The 19,947-nt window shown below is 71.0% G+C and carries 18 protein-coding genes; 11 read left to right on the top strand and 7 right to left on the bottom strand.

Annotated features, from left to right (window positions below; translation table 11 throughout):
- Positions 1–139: 139 nt before the first annotated feature.
- Together KV396_RS10470 and KV396_RS10475 are read right to left on the bottom strand one after the other, a co-directional pair.
- Positions 140–2,092: a YhgE/Pip family protein gene (locus KV396_RS10470; RefSeq protein WP_247955679.1), complete on the bottom strand. Its 1,953-nt coding sequence runs from the start codon at positions 2,090–2,092 to the stop codon at positions 140–142.
- Positions 2,089–4,860, bottom strand: a complete 2,772-nt coding sequence (locus KV396_RS10475; protein ID WP_247955680.1) for an efflux RND transporter permease subunit — start codon at positions 4,858–4,860, stop codon at positions 2,089–2,091. Before KV396_RS10475 ends, KV396_RS10470 begins: the two co-directional genes overlap by 4 nt.
- Before the next feature lie 140 nt (positions 4,861–5,000).
- Here KV396_RS10475 and KV396_RS10480 point away from each other — a divergent pair, with 140 nt between their 5' ends.
- Positions 5,001–5,621 (top strand): TetR/AcrR family transcriptional regulator, encoded by a 621-nt coding sequence (locus tag KV396_RS10480; protein ID WP_247955681.1) that lies wholly within the window; start codon positions 5,001–5,003, stop codon positions 5,619–5,621.
- Positions 5,622–5,627: 6 nt separating this feature from the next.
- Here the strand turns inward: KV396_RS10480 and KV396_RS10485 are convergent, their stop codons facing one another.
- Positions 5,628–6,605, bottom strand: a complete 978-nt coding sequence (locus KV396_RS10485) for an o-succinylbenzoate synthase (protein ID WP_247955682.1) — start codon at positions 6,603–6,605, stop codon at positions 5,628–5,630.
- A 116-nt stretch (positions 6,606–6,721) separates the two neighbouring features.
- Between KV396_RS10485 and KV396_RS10490 the strand changes: the two genes are divergently transcribed.
- From KV396_RS10490 to KV396_RS10530, 9 genes are all read left to right on the top strand, one after another.
- On the top strand, positions 6,722–7,669 hold the full coding sequence (locus KV396_RS10490) for a 1,4-dihydroxy-2-naphthoyl-CoA synthase (protein ID WP_247955683.1): 948 nt from the start codon (positions 6,722–6,724) through the stop codon (positions 7,667–7,669).
- A 9-nt stretch (positions 7,670–7,678) separates the two neighbouring features.
- Complete coding sequence (locus tag KV396_RS10495; RefSeq protein ID WP_247632794.1) at positions 7,679–8,821, top strand: AMP-binding protein; 1,143 nt, start codon at positions 7,679–7,681, stop codon at positions 8,819–8,821.
- Between the two features lie 33 nt (positions 8,822–8,854).
- Entirely contained in the window at positions 8,855–9,646 is a 792-nt protein-coding gene (locus tag KV396_RS10500) for a class I SAM-dependent methyltransferase (RefSeq protein ID WP_247955684.1), read from the top strand.
- A gap of 69 nt (positions 9,647–9,715) precedes the next feature.
- Entirely contained in the window at positions 9,716–10,912 is a 1,197-nt protein-coding gene (locus KV396_RS10505; protein WP_247955685.1) for a sensor histidine kinase, read from the top strand.
- Entirely contained in the window at positions 10,909–11,544 is a 636-nt protein-coding gene (locus KV396_RS10510) for a response regulator (protein WP_247623233.1), read from the top strand. The genes KV396_RS10505 and KV396_RS10510 overlap by 4 nt, the downstream gene beginning before the upstream one ends.
- 111 nt (positions 11,545–11,655) lie before the next feature.
- Positions 11,656–12,417, top strand: coding sequence for an ABC transporter ATP-binding protein (locus KV396_RS10515; protein ID WP_247632791.1), 762 nt, complete (start codon positions 11,656–11,658; stop codon positions 12,415–12,417).
- A complete protein-coding gene (locus tag KV396_RS10520; protein WP_247955686.1) occupies positions 12,414–13,892 on the top strand; it encodes an ABC transporter permease in 1,479 nt (492 codons plus the stop codon). Before KV396_RS10515 ends, KV396_RS10520 begins: the two co-directional genes overlap by 4 nt.
- Before the next feature lie 100 nt (positions 13,893–13,992).
- Positions 13,993–14,619, top strand: a complete 627-nt coding sequence (locus KV396_RS10525) for a 2-phosphosulfolactate phosphatase (RefSeq protein WP_247623230.1) — start codon at positions 13,993–13,995, stop codon at positions 14,617–14,619.
- Between the two features lie 63 nt (positions 14,620–14,682).
- Entirely contained in the window at positions 14,683–15,144 is a 462-nt protein-coding gene (locus tag KV396_RS10530; RefSeq protein WP_247955687.1) for a DUF3054 domain-containing protein, read from the top strand.
- Positions 15,145–15,155: 11 nt separating this feature from the next.
- Here the strand turns inward: KV396_RS10530 and KV396_RS10535 are convergent, their stop codons facing one another.
- The 4 genes from KV396_RS10535 to KV396_RS10550 form a co-directional block, all read right to left on the bottom strand.
- Positions 15,156–15,644, bottom strand: coding sequence for a SprT-like domain-containing protein (locus KV396_RS10535; RefSeq protein WP_247955688.1), 489 nt, complete (start codon positions 15,642–15,644; stop codon positions 15,156–15,158).
- A 54-nt stretch (positions 15,645–15,698) separates the two neighbouring features.
- Positions 15,699–16,226: a hypothetical protein gene (locus KV396_RS10540; RefSeq protein WP_247623227.1), complete on the bottom strand. Its 528-nt coding sequence runs from the start codon at positions 16,224–16,226 to the stop codon at positions 15,699–15,701.
- Positions 16,227–16,318: 92 nt separating this feature from the next.
- Complete coding sequence (locus KV396_RS10545; RefSeq protein ID WP_247955689.1) at positions 16,319–17,179, bottom strand: spermidine synthase; 861 nt, start codon at positions 17,177–17,179, stop codon at positions 16,319–16,321.
- 32 nt (positions 17,180–17,211) lie between these two features.
- Positions 17,212–18,471: an LCP family protein gene (locus KV396_RS10550; protein ID WP_247955690.1), complete on the bottom strand. Its 1,260-nt coding sequence runs from the start codon at positions 18,469–18,471 to the stop codon at positions 17,212–17,214.
- Between the two features lie 180 nt (positions 18,472–18,651).
- Here KV396_RS10550 and KV396_RS10555 point away from each other — a divergent pair, with 180 nt between their 5' ends.
- Complete coding sequence (locus tag KV396_RS10555; RefSeq protein ID WP_247623224.1) at positions 18,652–19,941, top strand: sugar ABC transporter substrate-binding protein; 1,290 nt, start codon at positions 18,652–18,654, stop codon at positions 19,939–19,941.
- The last annotated feature ends 6 nt before the right edge of the window (positions 19,942–19,947 follow it).

Below are 19,947 nucleotides of genomic sequence, written 5' to 3' on the forward strand. Positions count from 1 at the left end.
GCGTCGTGCGTGTGGGTTCGAAAACGGAGATCGGATGCCGGCGACAGGGCGCGTCGTTCGCGCGACTCGCCGCCGCGCGGCCCGGACGTCTCCGTTTCCCGAGACGGGGTCGGGGAACGAACAGGGCGGATGCCGCGGCTCAGGTCGCGAGCACCGCCGTGGCCGAGGTCGTGCGCCGCAGGGCCACCGCGAGGGTGGTCGCGATGAGGGCGAGCACACCCCAGACGACGAGGCCGGCGACGGCGGAACCGCTCCCGGCGATCAGTCCCGCGAATGCGGGTGAGGTCGGAAGCGCGGCGCCGAGGCCCGCGAGCCAGTCCGGCACGGTCGAGATCAACCCGGTCGCGACGGCCAGCACGCCGATCAGGGCGCTGACCCAGCGTCCGACTCCGCCGAAGATCGCGACGAGCGCCTGGTTCACCGCGGCGAAGACGACACCCGCGAGCACGGCGGTGCCCGCGAAGGTCCACCAGGCGGCCGCATCGTACGAGGCGACGAACTGCACGATGATCGAGACCAGCAGTCCCTGTCCGGCGCCGATCAGCGCCGCGGGCCAGAAGGCGCGCAGTGCGAGCGTCGGCGACGAGCGGCGCGACGTCAGGGTGCGGGCGGTGTGCGCGCGCATGACGATGAACGACGCCAGGCCACCGAACCACAGCACCACCGCGGCGAGCAGCGGGATGGCGGTGGGGCCGAAGATCGTGTCCATCGACGAGGTCGACTCGACCGGGTCGGCGATCACCGAGGCGATCGACGTCGACTCGGAGTCGCTGAACGAGGGGAGCGAATCGGATGCCGTGCGCAGACCGCCGGCGAGGTCGCCCGCGCCGGTCGCGAGGGTGTCGAGGCCCGTCGCGAGTTCGGTGGCGCCGGTCGCGAGTTCGGTCGCGCCGCTCGAGAGCTGGCCCGCGCCGGTCGCCAGCGCGCGGGCCCCCGCGGCCGACTGGTCGACTCCCTCGGTCGCGAGCTGGTTGAGCCCGGCCGAGATCTGGCTGGCGCCGGTGCCTGCCTCGTTCATGTTGGTCGCCAGGGTGGATGCCGCGGCTGGGAGGCCCGTGGCCACCGGGGAGAGGTAGGCCGATGCCGTACCGGCGGCGGTCGCGGAGGTTGCGGCGGACGTCGCCACCTCGCCGAGCTTCGTGCAGAAGTCCGGGTCGGTGACCGACTGAGCGCAGGTGGCGGCGAGCTTGCCGAGTTCTGTGGCCGTCTTGGCCGACTCCGAGGCAGCCGTGTCGAGGAAGGGGGCCCCGCCCTGCGCGGCTCCGACGAGCTTGGCGAAGTCTCCGTTCGGATCGTTCAGCGCGGCCGCCCCACCGGTCAGCCCCGCCCCGAGCTCGCCCGCGGCGCCGGCGAGCTGGCGCGTGTTCGTGGCGATCGTGTCGAGACCGGTCGCCAGCGACGTGGCGCCGGTGCCGAGGTCGCCCGCGCCGGTCGCGAGCTGGGTGGCGCCGTCGGCGATCGCGGCCGCGCCGGTCGCGGCATCCCGTGCGCCGTTCGCCAGGTCGAGTGCACCGGAGGCGGCCTCGCCGATCTGATCGCCGATCGTCGTGAAGCCGACCAGGATGTTCTCGGTCGTGGCCTCCGACAGCGTGGTGCCGAGCGTGGACGCCGCGACGTTCGCGATCTGCCCCGTGATGAGGTCGTCGGCGACGAGACCGTCGTCCGGCGTGGTGACCTCGATCGTCGCCTTCTCGGGCGTGCCCTCGCCCTCGGAGATCGTGCGTCCGGCCGAGGTGGCCGCCGACGAGAAGTCCTCGGGGATGGTGATGACCGCCTGGTAGTCGCCGTTCGCGAGACCTTCGGCGGCGTCGTCCTCGTTGGAGATCACCCAGGTGAGGTTCGAGTCGAGGTCGTCCGACCCCTCCACGAGTCCGGACGCGAGCTGACGCCCGAGGGGTGTGACCTGTCCGTCGATCTCGACCGGCTCGTCGAGGTTCACGATCGCGGCGGTCATCGAGTCCAGGCGCTCGGTCGGATTCTGGAGAGCGGTGACGAGGATGCCGCCGATCGCCGCGGGCAGCAGCAGGATGCCGAGGATCGTCAGCCACGTGATGGGCTTGCGGGAGCGTGCGCGCTCGATGGGGAGGGTCATGCGGTCACCTCGGTGGTTGCGGTCGCCCGTCGCGGGGCGCGGGTGTCGAGAAGGTTCGCGTCGGGCCAGCCGGCCTCCGCGAGGATCGTGCGGGCGGTCGCCGCATCGGACGCCGTGGCGAAGACGGCCAGGGAACGTGTGGCCGCGGCATCCCGCAGCATCGCCGTCACCTGGTCGCGTCGGCCTCCGGACAGTCGGTCGATGCCGTCGACGACCACGACCTCCGAGCGCCCGCGCAGGGCCTCGGCGAGGTCGTCGAGTGCGGCATCCGCATCGTCGACGATCACGCAGCCGACGTGCGCACGCACCCAGGCGGCCCGGCCGGGGAGCAGGTGCCCGGCGACGCGGAGTCGCCCCTCGTCGGCGGACACGCGACCGGCGACGGCCAGAGCGAGGGTCCGCCGCTCACGGGCGTCGCCACCGGTCGCGATCAGCGCTTCGCCCGGAGCGACCCGGAACGACAGGGCTTCCACGACCGGTGCGTCGGTGCTGACCGTGAGCTCGTCGGCCGCGACGACCGAGCCGTCGCCCGGCCACTCGGCCAGATGGCGTTCGCGCTCGACGGCTTCACCCTCGATGTCGACGCGGGGGAGGATGCGCTCGAGCCAGGCGGGGATCTGCCAGGCGTGTTCGCCGAGGATCGCCATGAGGGCGGGGATGAGCGTCATGCGCACGAGGAATGCGTCGATCGCGATGCCGGCCGCGAGGCCCAGCGCGATCGGCTTGAGAGACGAGTCGCCCTCCGGCACGAACGCGACGAACACCGCGAACATGATGAGTCCGGCGGCGGTGACGACCTTCGCCGATCCCGTGAAGCCGCTGCGGACGGCGCGCTGAGCGGCGGCCCGGCGTTCGGCGCGCGAGGCGGAGCGCGAGGCGCGATCGTGCACGAAGTCCTCGCGCATGCGCGAGACGAGGAAGACCTGGTAGTCCATCGCGAGGCCGAAGAGCACGCCCATGAGCACGATGGGCATGAAGCTGATGATCGGGCCGACCTTCGCCACGTGCAGCAGATCGGCGAACCAGCCCCACTCGAACACCGCGCCCACCACGCCGAAGGCGGCGACGATCGAGAGCAGGTAGCCGAGGGCCGCCGTCACGGGCACCCACAGCGAGCGGAACACGATGGTGAGGAGCACGAGCGACAGCCCGATCACGAAGATCCCGAAGGGCAGCAGAGCGCCTCCGAGCTGGTCGGAGATGTCGATCCCGACCGCCGTGAACCCGGTGACCTTGAGGTCGATGCCGAACTCGTCGAGCCACTCGTCGTGGTGCGAGCGAAGTTCACGCACGAGGTCGGCGGTGGCGGGGTCGTCGGGCGCGGTCTCGGGGATGATCTGCACGATGCCGGTGTCGGCGGTCTCGTTCGGGGTCGAGAGCGCGACGTCTTTCACCCCGTCGATCTTCGCGACCGCGTCGCCGAGGTCGTCCATCAGCCCGACTGGATCGGTGGAAGTGACGATCGTGCCGGTGAGGATGAGGGGGCCGTTGAAGCCGGGACCGAACTCCTCGCCCACGATGTCGTAGCTCTGCCGGGCCTCGGAGTCCTTCGGCAGCACGCCGGCGTTGGGGAGGGCGAGGTCGAGGCTGAGGGCGGGCACCGCGACGACGCCGAGACCGAGCACGACGGCGATCGACACGAGCACCGGATGCTTCGTCACACCGCCGACCCAGCGCTCGCTGAACGCCCGGCGGGGGGCGCGCGCGGATCCGTCCTTCTTCGTCGCGGCGCGCTCCCGTCGGGGGCGGCCGACGATGCGGCCCTTCATGAAGCCGAGCACGGCGGGAGTGAGGGTGACCGCGATGGCCACGGCGATCGCGACGGCGACGGAGGCGGCGATGCCCATCGTCGTCAGGAACGGGATGCCGGCGAAGCCGAGCCCGATCAGGGCGATGAGCACGGTGATCCCGGCGAAGACGACGGCCGAGCCGGCGGTGCCGACGGCTCGGGAGGCCGATTCCTCGGGCTCGACGCCGGCGCGCACCTGATCCTGATGCCGGGCCATGATGAACAGCGCGTAGTCGATGCCGACGGCCAGGCCCAGCATGAGGGCGAGGAGCGGGGTGGTCGACGAGACGGTGGCGAAGGCGGTGGCGGCGAAGATGCCCGCCATCGAGATCCCGACGCCGAGGATGGCGGTGAGCAGGGGGAGACCGGCGACCACGAACGAGCGGAACGTGACGATGAGCACGAGGAGCGCGATGATGAGGCCCACCGCTTCGGTCGGCGTGATGCCCGGGATCTCGGTCGCGAAGAGATCGCCGCCGAGTGCGGTCTGCGAGCCGTCCGGCAACGCCGAGCGGAGATCGTCGACCACGGCGCTCAGCTCGTCCTTGGTCGCCTCCGAGACGTCGGTCGACTGACCGTCGAACTGCAGGCGCACGATCGCGGCGGTGTCGTCGTCGTTGATCATGCCGTCGACCATCTCGTCGTAGGGCGATGTGACGGCGAGCACGTCGTCGATGCTGCCGAGTTCGTCGACGGCGTCCTCGATGTGCGCGCGATAGTCGTCGTCGGTGACCTGATCGCCGTCGGCGGCGACGACGACGAACTGCGCGTTCGTGCCGCTCACCTGCGGGAACGAACGGGAGAGCTGCTCGAGGCCGGCCTGCGATTCGGTGCCGGGGATCGAGAACGTGTTGTCCGTGCCGGAGCCGAGCACGAGTGCCCCGGTGCCCGCGAGGCCGAGCACGAGCAGCCATGAGCCGAGCACGCGCCAGGGGTGCCGGAACGACCAGCGACCGAGTGAGGACAGGAGAGTGGACACGCGGGTTCCTCCGGAGGATGGGGGATGAGGTGGATACACAGGTGTATCCAATACATAGATGTATCGTAAGGTCGCCCGCATTCGGAAATCTGTGTGCGGGGTGTGAGAATCGTCACGATCGCGAACACCAGGAGGTTTCGATGTCGATACCGGCAACCCGGAGTCGTGAGAACACGCGCGCCCGCCTGCTCGAGGCGGCCGAGCAGCTCTTCGCGGAGGTCGGCCTCGACGGCGCCTCGGTGGAGGCGGTCTGCGAGCGTGCCGGCTTCACGCGCGGGGCGTTCTACTCGAACTTCGAATCGAAGGACGAGCTCTTCCTGATGCTCGCCGGACGTGTCGCCGAGACGCGTGTGAACGCGGTGCGCGAGCGCGTGACCGAGATCACCGCCGAGGGCGGCTTGGTGCCCGGCTGCGATCCGACCGACCTGCTGCAGAAGGTGATGGACTCCGGAAGCGACGACCGCATGGGCGTGATGCTCATGAGCGAGATCCGCATCCGCGCGCTCCGCGACGCCCAGTTCGGAGCGGCGTACCTGGCACAGGAACGCGAGATGGTCGGCAGCATCGCGCAGATCGTCACGGACATCGTCGACGCCGGGGAGCTGCGGCTGCGAGTGCCGGCCGAGGTCGCCGGCCGCATCCTCATGATCGTCTGGGAGGGCATGACCGTGCGAGGCGCGATGGCCGGGCACGACGACGCCCAGCTGCGCCGCGCGGGCAGCGAGGAACTCGGCCGCCTGGTCGATCTGCTCCTGGTCTGAGGCGCCTCAGCCCGCGTCGAGCACGCGGTAGCTGCGCTCGAGGCGCGCGAACCACCAGTCGCGGCGGTCGTCGTCGGCGGCGAGGCGGTCGAGCGCGGCACCGTCCGGGGTGACGCGGTCGGCGGGGATCACCCCGTCGCGGGGGCGTCGATCGGCGACGTCGTCGAGGAAGAGCGATGCCGTGCCGAGGCCGCAGTCGTAGTCGAGGTGGGGGAGGGCGGCGGCGAGGGCGGCGCCCTGCGAGAGTCCGACGGCGGTGTCGAGGGCGCTCGACACGACCGCCGGAAGCCCGGTCGCGGCGATGAGCTGGAGGGCGTGGGTCACTCCGCCGAGCGGCTGCGCCTTCACGACGATGAGGTCGGCGGCCCCGGCGCGCGCCACGGCCAACGGGTCGGACGACTTGCGGATGCTCTCGTCGGCGGCGACCGGGATGCCCAGGTGCTTCACGCGGGTGCGCAGCTCGGCGAGTTCCTCGACCGTCGCGCACGGCTGCTCGACGTACTCGAGGTCGAACTCGTTCAGCGCGTGCACGGCGTGCTCGGCCTCGTCGATGTTCCAGAGGCCGTTCGCATCGACGCGGATGCGGCCCTCCGGCCCCATCGCCTCGCGCACGGCGCGCACGCGGGCGATGTCGTCGGCGAGCGTCTGCCCGGGTTCGGCGACCTTCACCTTGGCGGTGCGGCATCCGGAGAAGCGAGCGAGCACGTCCGGCACGCGTGCGGCCTCGACCGCGGGGATCGTGGCGTTGACGCGGATGCCGTCGCGCAGGGGTGAGGGTTGCGGACGCCAGGCGAAGTCGATCGCCGCGGCGAGCCAGGTGGCGGCCTCGGCATCCGCGTACTCGGTGAAGGGGGAGAACTCGGCCCACCCCTCCGGCCCCTCGAAGAGGAGCGCCTCCCGGGTGTCGACGCCCCGGAATCGCGTGTGCATCGGCAGGGCGACCACGCGTGCGGTGGAGAGGATCTCGCTGAGTTCGGGCGTCATGGGTCTCATTCTCATCTCCCGCCGCCGTTCCCGTCGCACTTTCCGTCGGTCCGGCCGGATCTTTCCGACGGAAAGTGCGACGGGGGCGCAGCCGCGCGCGGGAATAGGGTGGAGAGGTGACCAGCGCATTCGTCTCCGACCTGTTCGACCCCGCCGAGTGGCAGCTCGCGCCCGGCGCCGAGGACTACACCGACATCACGGCCCACGTCTCGAACGACGGAGGCATCGCGCGCATCGCCTTCCACCGGCCGGAGGTGCGCAACGCCTTCCGCCCCCACACGGTCGACGAGCTCTACCGTGCCCTCGACATCGCCCGTCAGGACCCGCGCATCGGCGCGGTGCTGCTCACGGGCAACGGCCCCAGCGCGAAGGACGGCGGATGGGCGTTCTGCTCGGGCGGCGACCAGCGCATCCGGGGGCGCGACGGGTACAAGTACCCCGCCCCTTCGACAGGCTCAGGGATCGAGGGGGGAGGCTCAGGGACCCCGGCTTCTCCGTCCCCCGCCTCGTTGGGCCGCCTGCACATCCTCGAGGTGCAGCGTCTGATCCGCTTCATGCCGAAGGTCGTCATCGCGGTCGTGCCCGGATGGGCGGCGGGTGGCGGGCATTCGCTCCACGTGGTCTGCGACCTCACGATCGCCAGCGCCGAGCACGGACGCTTCAAGCAGACGGATGCCGACGTCGGCAGCTTCGACGCCGGATACGGTTCCGCGTACATGGCCCGCCAGACCGGGCAGAAGATCGCCCGCGAGGTGTTCTTCCTCGCCGAGGAGTACTCGGCGCAGCGCGCCTATGAGATGGGCGCGGTCAATCGCGTGGTGCCGCACGCCGAGCTCGAGCGCGAGGCGCTCGCGATGGCCCGCACCGTGCTGACCAAGTCGCCGACCGCCATCCGCATGCTCAAGTTCGCGTTCAACGCCGTCGACGACGGACTCGTCGGGCAGCAGGTCTTCGCGGGCGAGGCGACGCGTCTCGCCTACGGCACCGACGAGGCCGTCGAGGGGCGCGATTCGTTCCTCGAGAAGCGCGACCCCGACTGGTCGTCGTTCCCCTGGCACTACTGAGGCACCGTCATGACCGCGCTGATCCCGATCGAAGCCGATGATCCGCAGCCGCTGAGTGTCGCGCTGCGGCGAGCGCTCGACGGGGGCCCGGCGCTCGGCTTCGGGATGCTCGCCGACGTGCCCGATCGGGTTCCGGTGGGCACGGCCGTCGTGATCGCGACCTCCGGGTCGAGCGGCATCCCCAAGCGCGTGGCGCTGAGCGCCGAGGCGCTGCGCACGAGCGCCGAGGCGACCGCCGACCGCATCGGATCGGGCCGCTGGCTGCTCGCCCTCCCGACGGGGTACGTCGCGGGTCTCCAGGTGCTCGTGCGTTCGATCCTCGCGGGCACCGAACCGGTGGCGCTGTCGGGCAGGTTCTCGCCCGAGGCGTTCGCGCACGCCACGCTGTCGATGCTGCGACACGGTGACGAGGCGCTGTACACCTCGCTGGTACCGGCGCAGGTGGCGACGCTGCTCGACGCGGCCGACGATGTCGCCGTGCGCGCCGCGCTGCAGGCCTACCGCTCGATCCTCGTCGGCGGGCAGTCCCTGCCCGAGCCGCTGCGCGAGAGGGCATCCGATCTGGGCGTGCGCCTCGTGCGCACCTACGGCTCGACCGAGACCAGCGGCGGATGCGTCTACGACGGGGTTCCCCTCGACACCGTCTCGGTGCGCACCGTCGACGGAGAGCTGCGCATCGCGGGGCCCATGCTCGCCGACGGCTACCTCGGCGACGATGAGCTGACCTCGCGGGTGTTCGTGCGCGACGAGCACGGCATCCGCTGGTATCGCACGGGCGACCTCGGCCTGGTCGAGAACGGGGTCGTGCGGGTGCACGGTCGCGCCGACAACGTCATCGTGTCGGGCGGCATCAACATCTCCCTCGATCGCGTCGAGCGGATCGTGCGGCAGGTGCCGGGTCTCCATCAGGCCGTGGTGGTCGGCATCGACGACGAGCGGTGGGGCGAGGCATCCGTCATCGTCGCCGCCCGCGGCGAGGTGCTGCGCCGCAGCGAATCAGACCAGCTCGTGCACGCGCGCGACGCCGTCGCCGAGGCGCTCGGCAAGCACGCGCGTCCGGCGCGCCTGATCCTCGTCGACGAGATCGCGACGCTCGCCTCCGGAAAGCCCGACCGCGAGGCGATCCGCCGCATCGCCGCCGAGCTGCGCTGAGGGGCGCCATCGCGGCCCGTGCCAGACTGGGGCATGGCCACGTACACGCACGGACATCACGAGACCGTTCTCCGTTCGCACAGTTCCCGCACGATCGCCAACTCCGCGGAGTATCTCCGCCCGCACCTGGATCCGGCCGCCCGCCTCCTCGATGTCGGCGCGGGTCCGGGCAGCATCACGTCCGAGTTCGCGACCGTCGTCGCGCACGTGACGGCGACGGAGATCGACGCGAACGCCCTCGCGCTCTCCCGGAACCTCGTCGCGGACCGCGGCCTCACAAACGTCGACTTCTCGATCGAAGACGTGCACGCGCTCTCGTTCGCCGACGACAGCTTCGACGTCGTGCACACGCACCAGGTGCTGCAGCACGTCGGCGATCCGGTGCAGGCCCTGCGAGAGATGCGACGGGTCACGGTACCCGGCGGCATCGTCGCGGCGCGCGACGCCGACTACGCCGGGTTCATCTGGTTCCCGCTGCTGCCCGAGCTCGACGAGTGGCTGCGGCTGTACCGCGCGGCCGCCCGGGCGAACGGGGGAGAGCCCGACGCCGGGCGACGCCTGCTCTCGTGGGCGCGCGCCGCCGGCTTCGACGACGTCACGGCGACGGCATCCACCTGGTGCTACGCGACCCCCGAGGAGCGCGCGTGGTGGGGCGGCATGTGGGCCGACCGCATCCTCGAATCGGCGCTCGCGCGCCAGCTCGTCGACAGCGGCCTCGCGGGCCCCTCCGAGCTGCAGACGATCAGCGACGCCTGGAAGCGATGGGCGGATGCCGGAGACGGCTGGTACCTCGTTCCGCACGGCGAGATCATCGCCCGGGCCTGACGGCCGGTCGCGCTCGGGATACATCCCCAGACGGACGCGGCGCGCCCTCCGCTCGCGTAGCGTGAGAGCGTGTTCCGTCCCGTCTCCCGCACCTGGCTCGCCCTCGACATCGTCGGCGCGGTCATCGGTTTCGGTCTCACGGTCGGCATCCCCCTCGTGCCGGGCTCGGGCGGCCTCAGCGTCTGGATCGTCGACGGCGGGTGGTCGGTCACGGCCTACCTCGTCGTCGGAGCGATCGTCTGGGGCGCCGCCGCGATCGCCCGCCTGGCCCCGGCTCTGGCCCTCTGCGTCGCGTGGTTCGGTGCGCTCCTCCAGATGGCTGCGGGGCTGCCACCCGTACCCTTCGACTTCGGCGTGCTGGTCGTGCTGTTCGCGACGGCGGCCTGGGGCAGCCGACGACTGCTGTGGCTCGGCGGCGCCTCGGCGCTCGGCGGCGGGATCGTCGGCGGCGCGTACTTCGGGCTGGCGTGGTCGGGCGAACTGATCACCGACGCCGCGAGCGTGATGCGTGCCGCGCTCACCTCCGTGCTGCTCGGCTCGCTGTTCGTGCTGGCGATGGTGATGGCATGGGGAGCTGGACTGCTCTGGCGGGTCGTCCTCGCCGGTCGCGCCACGCAGGTGGCGCGCGCGCAGGCCGAGACCGTGGCCGCCGAGGAGCAGGAGCGCGTGCGCATCGCCCGCGACATGCACGACGTGGTCGCGCACTCGCTCGCCGTCGTGATCGCGCAGGCCGATGGAGCCCGCTACGCCGCCGCCGCGAAGCCCGAGATGGCGACCGAGGCGCTGGGCACGATCGCGCAGACCGCCCGCGGTGCGCTGTCGGACGTGCGGATGCTGCTCACCCAGCTGCGTCACCGCCAGGGCGACGGACCGCAGCCCACGCTCGCCGACCTGGAGACGCTCTTCGCGCAGGTGCGGCACGCCGGCATCGAACCGCGGATCACGGTAGACCCCGTGCCCCCGGGTGAGCCGCCCGCGGCCATCCAGCTCGCGGTCTACCGCATCCTGCAGGAGGCCCTCACGAACGCGATCCGCCACGGCGACGGAGCGGTCGACGTGCACCTGGCGTGGCTGCCCGACCGGGTCGAGATCCGGGTGGCGAACACCGTCGCGCCGGGGCCTGCTCCCGTGCAGCTGGGGCAGAGCGGGCACGGCCTGATCGGCATGCGCGAGCGCGCCCAGCTGGTCGGCGGTAGTCTGCATGCCGAGCGCCGGGGAGCGCAGTTCCACGTCTACGGCATGCTGCCGATCGGAGTCACGTCATGATCAGAGTCGTCCTCGTCGACGACCAGTCCCTCTTCCGCGCCGGTGTGCGGATGTTGATCGCCTCCCAGCCCGACCTCGAGGTCGTGGGCGAGGCCGGTGACGGGCGCGAGGCTCTCGACGTCGTGCAGCAGACCCGACCCGACGTCGTGCTCATGGACATCCGGATGCCGGTCATGGACGGCCTCACCGCGACCGCCGAGATCCTCCAGCGCCCCGACGCGCCGCGCATCGTGATGCTGACGACCTTCGACCTCGACGAGGCCGCGGCCCGGGCCATTCGTCAGGGGGCGAGCGGATTCCTGTTGAAGGACGCCGACCCCGAGTTCCTGCTCGCCGCCGTGCGCACCGTGCATGCGGGGTCGAGTGTGATCGCAGCATCCGCCACCCGTGAGCTGTTCGCGCACTTCGCGGATGCGCCGACCCCGGTTCCTCCGCAGTTCGCCGACCTCACCGATCGTGAGCGGGAGATCTTCGCGCTCGCCGCACGCGGTCTGTCGAACGGTGAGATCGCGACGCGCGAGTTCCTCAGCGAGGCGACCGTCAAGACGCACATCAGCCGCATCCTCTCCAAGCTCAGCCTGCGCGACCGCGTGCAGCTCGTCGTGTTCGCGTTCGAGCACGGCCTCGCCTGAGATCCGCCTCGGCATCCTCCCTGCGGCATCGTCGGGATCATCCTCCAGGCGGAGGCGGATGCATCCGCCGGGCGACGACCGCGACGGCACCTGCTCCGTAGCGTCGGAGACATGGAGATCACGACCACCGACCTGGGCCTCGCCGCCCGCGTCCAGCACCTGAAGAAGACCTACGGCTCCGGCGAGGGAGTCGTGCGGGCGCTCGACGACGTCAGCGTCGGCATCCGCCGCGGTCAGTTCACCGCGATCATGGGCCCGTCGGGCTCGGGCAAGTCGACGCTCATGCACATCATGGCCGGCCTCGACACCCCGACCGAGGGGCGCGCGTTCATCGGCGACACCGAGATCACCGGTCTCGGCGACCTCGACCTCACCATCCTGCGCCGCCGACGCGTGGGGTTCATCTTCCAGGCGTTCAACCTGGTTCCCACACTCGATGCCCTCGGCAACATCCTGCTGCCGTTCGAGCTCGACGGGCGCCGGCCGAGCGCGCTGGAGCGTGCGCGCATCGACGGACTCGTCGAGACGCTGGGTCTGGGCTCGCGCCTGCGCCACCGTCCGCACCAGCTCTCGGGTGGACAGCAGCAGCGCGTGGCCATCGCCCGTGCCCTGGCCACCGCGCCGGACCTCGTCTTCGCCGACGAACCCACCGGAAACCTCGACTCGAAGACCGGACGCGAGGTGCTCCAGCTGCTGCAGGCCGCCAGCCGGGAGCACGGTCAGTCGATCGCGATGGTCACCCACGACGCCATCGCGGCCAGCCACGCGGACCGCGTGCTCTACCTCGGTGACGGTCGCATCGTCGCCGACCACCCGCGCCAGACCGCCGAGGAGATCTCGGCCTACATGCTCGCCGCCGAGGTGTCGGCATGACCGCCGTCGGCACGCCTTCGGCGGTCGGCACCGTGGTGCCCGAGACCGCCGCCACGGCTCCGCGCCTCGCGTGGTTGCGCGACCGGGGCATGGGCGCCAGCATCCTGGTCGCGGCGCTGTCGGCGGCGTTCGGGGTGATCCTCGTCGAGGTGACGGCGTTCATCGGCGCGGTGCTGCAGGCCGACCCGTTCATCGGCGACAGCGAGACGCTCGCGATCGTCGTCGCCATCCTCTCGGTGCTGCTCACGGCGGTCGCGATGTACGTCGCCGCGATCGTCACCGCCAACACGTTCTCGACGATCATCGCCGGGCGCACCCGTCAGATCGCGCTCATGCGCCTGGTCGGTGCGACCGCGCGCTCGCAGCGTGCGGAGGTCGGGCGACAGGGCCTCGTGGTCGGCGTGATCGGCGCGCTCACCGGCGTGATCGTCGGTGTTGCGCTCGCTGCCCTCGGGGTGCAGATCGGGCGGATGCTGATCGCCGACGTGCCGGCGGACTTCACCCTCGCGCAGCCGTTCCTCGTGCTGCCCGCCGTGGGCGTCGCGCTCACGACCTGGGTCGCGGCGTGGGTCGGCTCGCGACGCGTGCTCACGGTGACGCCCCTGCAGGCGATCGGCGGATCGGTCGAGCGCGCCCACGACGAGGTGTCGGGCAGGGCCGGGCGTCATGTCGGCGCCTGGGTGCTGCTGATCGCCGGTGCCGCCTTGCTCGCGGGTGGGGTGCTGGTTGGACTCGTGACGCCGCTCGGGGTCGTCGTCGCGTTCGTGGGGGGCCTGCTCTCGTTCACCGGTCTCGCGCTCGGCTCGGTGCTGTTCATGCCGCCGGTGCTGCGCCTCGTCGGGCGGATGTTCGGGTCCAGCGCCACCGCGCGCCTCGCCGCCGAGAACGCGCTGCGGTATCCCGAGCGATCGTCGCGCATGGCGATCGGCGTGGTGATGGGCGTCACCCTCGTGACGATGTTCGCGGTTGCGCTGGAGTCGGCGAAGCGGTTGATGATGAATCAGACCTCCGAGGAGGTGCCGCCGGAGTTCTTCGCGCCGTTCGACGCCTTCGCCTCGATCATGATGGTGCTCGTCGCCGTCTCGGCCGTGATCGCCGCCGTCGGCCTCGTGAACCTGCTCACGATCGGTGTCGTGCAGCGGCGCCGTGAGCTCGGGCTGCTGCGATCGATCGGGCTGTCGAACGCCCAGGTGCGCCGCATGGTGCTGCTCGAGGCGACGCACATCACGGTGGCCGCGACGCTCACGGGCCTGGTGCTCGGAGTCGCCTACGGATGGATCGCCGCGCAGTCGTTGCTCGGCTCGGTGCCGGTGCTGCCGGACTTCACGCCCGCCGGGCTCGTCGCTCCGCAGGTGCCGTGGCTGCCGGTGGTCATCATCGTCGTCGCGACGGCGGTGCTGACGCTCGTGGCCGCCGCGACGCCGACCCGGCTCGCGACGCGGGTCGCGCCGGTCGAGGCGCTGGCAGCCGACTGACGGCGGGCTGGAGGGCTCGCTGAGGGGTCAAGACACGCCGCTGCCGCGGTCCCGCGGGCGGCGTGTCTTGACCCCTCACGGTGCGGAATAGGCTGGACGGATGCCGTCGCCGTTCGATCAGTCCACCTATCAGGTCCGCCTCGACTGGGGGCTCGCCGGCCTCGCACGACTCGCCGAGGCCGACGTGGTCGTGATCGTCGACGTGCTGCACTTCTCGTCGAGACTGGCGGATGCCGTCGCCGACGGTGCCGCGATCGATCTGGCCGAGGCGGCGGTGTGGTCGACGGACTCCGTCGCACCGGCGCTCGCAGTGACCGCCGCCGCCGGAGGAGCGACGGTGCTGGTCGGAGGCATCCGCAATGCCACCGCCGTCGCACGCACCGTGCAGGCCATCCAGGAGGAGCGTCAGGCGCGCACCTCGGTCGCCCTCATCGCCGCGGGGGAGCGCGACGGCTCGAACGACGTGCGCTTCGCGGTCGAGGACCACCTCGCCGCCGGAGCGATCATCGCGGCGCTCACCGACCTCGGCATCGATCACACGGCGCCCGATGCGGCGGTCGCGGCGGAGGGCTTCCGTGCTCTGCGCCGTGCGCTCGGGCACCTGGTCTCGGCGAGCGGCTCGGCGCGCGACACCGCCGATGCCGACGCGGTCGCCGCGGCATCCCGTCTCGACGCCGTCTCGGCGGTGCCCGTGCTCCGCGACCGGGCGTTCACGGCCTTCGCCTGAGACAGCCGGCGGCACGCCCGGGGGCAGCACCGTGTGCGCGGGGCACGAGCGTAGGGTCGGGGAATGAGGTTCCTCCCCGCAGTCATCGTCGACGCCGTGCTGGTTCTGATCTTCGCCGTGATCGGCCGCGCCTCTCACGACGAGAGCCCCGCCGGATTCCTGCTCACCGCCTGGCCGTTCCTGGTCGCGCTGCTCGTCGGTCACGCGCTCGCCGCATTGCTGCCCGGTCGCCCGCGTCGGCCGTGGTCGGTGCTGTGGGGCGTGGTCGTCTGGGTCGTGACCGTCGCCGGCGGCACGCTGCTGCGCGTGGTCACGGGGGACACCGCTCAGCTCGCATTCATCATCGTCGCGACGCTGACCCTCGGCGTGCTGCTGGTGGGGTGGCGCGCGGTCACGGCTCTCCTGCGACGCGGGCGCGCCTCGCGGGCAGCGGCCGACGGTCAGCAGGGCGCGACCCTCTCGCACGACGACCCGGAAGAAACGGCCTCCTCGGAGAACGCGAGCGACGGCCCGCGCACGCTCTAGAGCCCAGTGCCCTAGCGCGGCGACTGCGCGGCGAGCTTCACGTCGGCCGTGATCTCGCGCCGCGTCCAGGTGAAGAGGTATCGCTGATCGAAGGTGCGCGAGCACTGGGCGCACGAGGTGGCGCGGGTCGGGCGGCGATGCCGGAAAGTCTCGTGCCCGGCGGGGCAGCGGCCGATCCAGGGCGCGAGCTCGACGGCGGTCTCGCCGTGGTGCGTGGTGCCGCCGACGTAACCGAGGTCGCGGGCCACGCGCTTCCAGGCGGGACCGTGCGCGGCGGCGTGCCCGGCGAGGGCATGGGCGACCTCGTGCAACAGCACCTGATGGATCTCGTCGTCGTCGAACCGTGCCGCGAGATAGCGCGACACGGTGATGCGCTTCTTCGTGTAGTCGCACTGCCCGGCGCGACGCTTGGCATGGTCGAAGTCGAACGACCAGGAGTCGTCGAGGTACATCGTCATGAGCGCCTCACCCCAGATGCGCACACGGTCAAGATCCGCCATGCGCTCAGGCTAAGCCATACCGCCGACATCGGGGTGAACGGCCGGTGCGCACGGTCAGCCGGCGACGAGCTGCGACGGGCGACGGCGCTCGGCCGCGTCGATCGCCAGCAGCGTGACCTCGAGCTCGCGATCTGCCGCGCCGGCCTCGCGGCGCAGGAACAGCGACTGCTTGAAGCTGTCGCGCGCGGTGTCGAAATCTCCGGCGTCGAAGGCATTCTTGCCGCGGTGCTGGTGGGCGAATGCGGCGATCGTGATCCAGCCCTGGCCTTCGGCCTCCTCCGCGCACGCGGCGAGCTCCTGCTCGGCGGCGGCGTGCGCGCCACGGAACTGCTGCACGGTCGCACGCAGCACACGGGCGCGCAGCACGTCCTTGCGCGTGCCCGCCATCCGGGCCTGTCGCACGGTCGTCTCCGCGAGGGCGAGCGCCTCGTCGAGGCGTCCCAGCACCTTCAGCAACCACACGCGCTCCAGCAGAGCGGGAAGGCTGCGCTGATCCTCGATCTCTTCGAGCCGTACCGCGCACTCGTCGATATCGACCAGCTCGCGGAGGTTCTCCCGGTCGTATCCCCGGATGAAACTCATTGCTCTCCTTCCGCAGCGTCCCCGTCCAGTCTGCATGCCGTTCACCCGGTCGTCGGGTCGGCACGCCCGCGTGCCCGCATCCCGGATGCGGATCAGCGCAGGAAGAGCGAGGCGTCGGGTCGCGGAGAGGCCACGGCATCCGCATCGGTGACGATGTGCGCGCCCTGCACGAACGTCTTCACCTCGGCGCCCTGCGCGATCTTCGCCGGATGCGGGCCCGCGGCGAGCAGGCGGGGGAGCCACTCGGTGGGCAGGGGAGAGGCGGATGCCGCGACCACGAGGTTGCCGAAGCGGCGTCCCTTGAGCACCTGCGTGTCGGCGAGCACCGCGACCTCGGGGAGCACCGCGGCGACGGTCGCGACCTGTCGGCGGGCGAAGGCGAGTCCAGGGCCGTCGGCGACGTTGATGAGCAGTACCCCTCCCGGGGAGAGCATCTGCGAGACCTCGCGGTAGAACTCGACGCTGGTGAGGTGCGCCGGGGTCTGCGCGCCGGAGTAGACGTCGGAGACGACGAGATCGCACGCGCCGGTGAGGGCGGCGGGGAGCTTCTGCACGCCCTCGCGCGCATCCCCGATGCGGATACGGATCGACGCCCCCTTCGGGAGCGGGAGATGCTCGCGCACGAGCGCCGCGAGGGGCGCCTCCCACTCGACCACCTGCTGCCGCGATCCCGGACGGGTCGCATCGATGTAGCGCGGCACGGTCAGGGCGCCGGCGCCGAGGTGCACGGCGGTGAGCGGTCCCGCGGGCAGCTGATCGATCACGGCGCCCATGCGCACGATGTACTCGAAGTGAAGGTGCGTCGGGTCGTCGAGATCGACGTGCGACTGCGGGGTGCCGTCGACGATGAGCTCGAATCCGCTCGTGAACTCCGAGGGGGCGATGGTGGCGACGCCGCCGTGATCGAGCTTCGCCTGCGGATGCTCGGTGTCGCGTGCGCGCATCCGTCCCATGCCTGCGAGCCTACGCGCTCGTGCCGCTCCGATCAGCGCTGGCGGCCGTTGGTGCAGGTCTCCTGTTCGGCGGTCTGACCCGAGATGCTCGGGTCGAGCGTGGCGCGGGGCGCCGGGGTCTCGGTCGTCGGCGCGTCGGTGGACGGGGCGGTCCCGGGGTCGGTCGCCGTGCCCGGGTCGACGACCTCGACGCCGCCGTTGTTGGTCGCGTCGCCCGTGAGCTGCACCGGCTGACCGGCGGCGAGCGCGGACCACAGGGTCTCGGCGGCCTCGTAGTTCGGGACGACGCGGTCGCTGTCGTCCGGGTCCTCGAAGACCGGGTACTGCGCGAAGACGAAGTCGCTGAACGGCACGTCCTTGATCGACAGTGCGAGCTGCGCGATGCGCACCGGGTTGCCGAGCTCGGTGCTCGGTTTGATGTTGTCGACGGCCGTATTCGCGAGCCCGAGCACCTTGCTCGGGTCGCTCAGCACCTCGTCGCTGAGGATCTTCTTCACCAGTCGCGACATGTACTGCTGCTGGTTCGAGACGCGCGCCATGTCACTGCCGTCGCCGACCCCGTAGCGCGTGCGGATGAACTGCAGCGCTTCGTAACCCGAGACGGTCCGGGGCCCGGGCGCCCAGTAGTCGATGCCCGCCTTCTCGTCGCGGATGCCGTCTCCGCCGATGCAGACCTCCACGCCGCCGATCGCGTCGGTGATGGCCATGACGCCATCGAAATCGATCTTCGCGGCGAACGGGATCTCGACGCCGCTGAGGTCGGTGATGGTCTTGGCGACGCACGAGAGCCCGGCGTTCTGGTAGATCGAGTTGATCTGCGTCTTGCTGGTGGCCGAGGCGATCGATCCGTCCTCGCGCGTGCACTCGGGCGTCTCGATCATGAGGTCGCGCGGCAGGGAGACGACGGTGACGTTGCGGGGTTCGGCCGACACGTGCACGAGGAGGTTGACGTCGTTGAGGATGCCGCCGTCGGCTTCCGAGCAGCGCTCGCCGAGGAGCCCGCCTGACACCTCGCCGCACTCGTCGGTGCCGATGAGCAGCACGCTGAACTCGCCCGGGAAGGCGCTGATCGACGGGGGCTCGACCTCCGGCGCGTCCTCGAGCGCCACCGCGTCGGCATTGAAGCGATTGATGTAGTCGACGACGACGAAGGCGCCGACGGCGATGGCCGAGACCAGCACGACGCCGAGGGTGATCCCGGCGATCTTGAGGAAGCCCTTCATCGGTCCCGGGGTGGGGAGGGGAGCGTGGCGGGCGACGGTGGATCGGTCCTTGTGGCGGGCGCGAGGCATCCCGAGAGCATAGCCAGGGGCCCGGGAGGATGCCTGTGAAGGCCCCACGGAAACGATTGTCACAAGCATGTGACGATCGTGTGAAAAACTTGCAGGCAATTAGTTAGTCGTAGATACTTATTCGACAGGGCGAGCACCCACTCGTCCATCCCCAGGACGTTTCAAAGAGGAGATCCACTGATGCACAAGCGCATTCTTCCGGTCGTGGCGCTCGGCGCCGTGGCTTCGCTCGCGCTGGCCGGCTGCGCCGGCGGCGGCGACAACGGCGGAGCAGCAGACGGAGAGGGCCAGGAGCTCACCGTCTGGATCATGAAGGGCACGAACCCCGATTCCACCGCCTTCTACGACAAGGTCTCCGCGGCCTTCGAAGAGGAGACCGGAGCGACGGTCAACATCGAGGAGATCCAGTGGGCTGACGCGCACGATCGCTTCGTCACCTCGATCGCCGGCGGCACCACCCCCGACATCGCCGAGACCGGCACCACCTGGACCGCCGAGTTCGCCGACGCCGGCGCCCTCCTCCCGCTCGACGAGTACGTCGACGCCGAGGACGGCCTGCGCGACGACCTGGTCGAGGGCCTCGAGGTCGCGGGAACCTACGACGACGAGCTCTACGGCATGCCGTGGTACGCCGGCGTGCGTTCGCTCGTCTACCGCGCCGACGTGTTCGAGGAGCTCGGTCTCGAGGCTCCGAAGACGTGGGACGACATCATCGCCGCGGGCGACGCGATCAAGGCCGCCAAGCCCGACATGCTCCCGTTCCCGGTTCCGGGTGACGCCGAGTTCCAGGTCTACCCCTGGGTCTGGGGTGCGGGCGGAGAGATCGCCACGAAGGACGGCGACACCTGGACCAGCGAGCTCGACAGCACCGAGTCGCAGGCCGGCATCGAGTTCTACACCGGTCTCGCGACCGAGCACGGCTTCTCCTCCGCAGGTGCCACCACCTGGAAGGAGACCGACCTCCGTGACGCGTTCACGCAGGGCAACGTCGCCATGATGCTCTCGGGCTCGTGGACGCCGAAGTCGCTCATCGAGGCGAACCCCGACCTCGAGGGCAAGATCGGCGCGGCGGTCATCCCCGGCGAAGACGGCGGCATCGCCCCGTCCGTGCTCGGCGGATCGCACCTCTCGGTCTTCAACACGACCAAGAACGCCGACCTCGCGTGGGAGTTCGTCAAGCTCATGACCACCGGTGAGTTCGCCGAGCAGTGGTCGAACGAGACCGGCTACTTCCCGGGCGTCCAGTCCGCGATGGAAGAGGCCCTCGCCTCGACCGACCCGCTCGTGGCACCGTTCGCCGAGCAGATGGTCGACGGCGGAGCATCCGTCCCGGTCACCCCGAACTTCGGCGCCGTCCAGGCGAAGAAGACGACCAACTCCATGATCCAGGCCATCCTCAGCGGGCAGAAGGACGTCGCGACCGCGACGAAGGATGCCGCCGCTGAGATGACGGACCTGCTCAACCAGTAAGGAAGC

The sequence above is a fragment of the Microbacterium galbinum genome, assembly GCF_023101185.1.
In the GTDB taxonomy this organism is placed as follows: domain Bacteria; phylum Actinomycetota; class Actinomycetes; order Actinomycetales; family Microbacteriaceae; genus Microbacterium; species Microbacterium galbinum.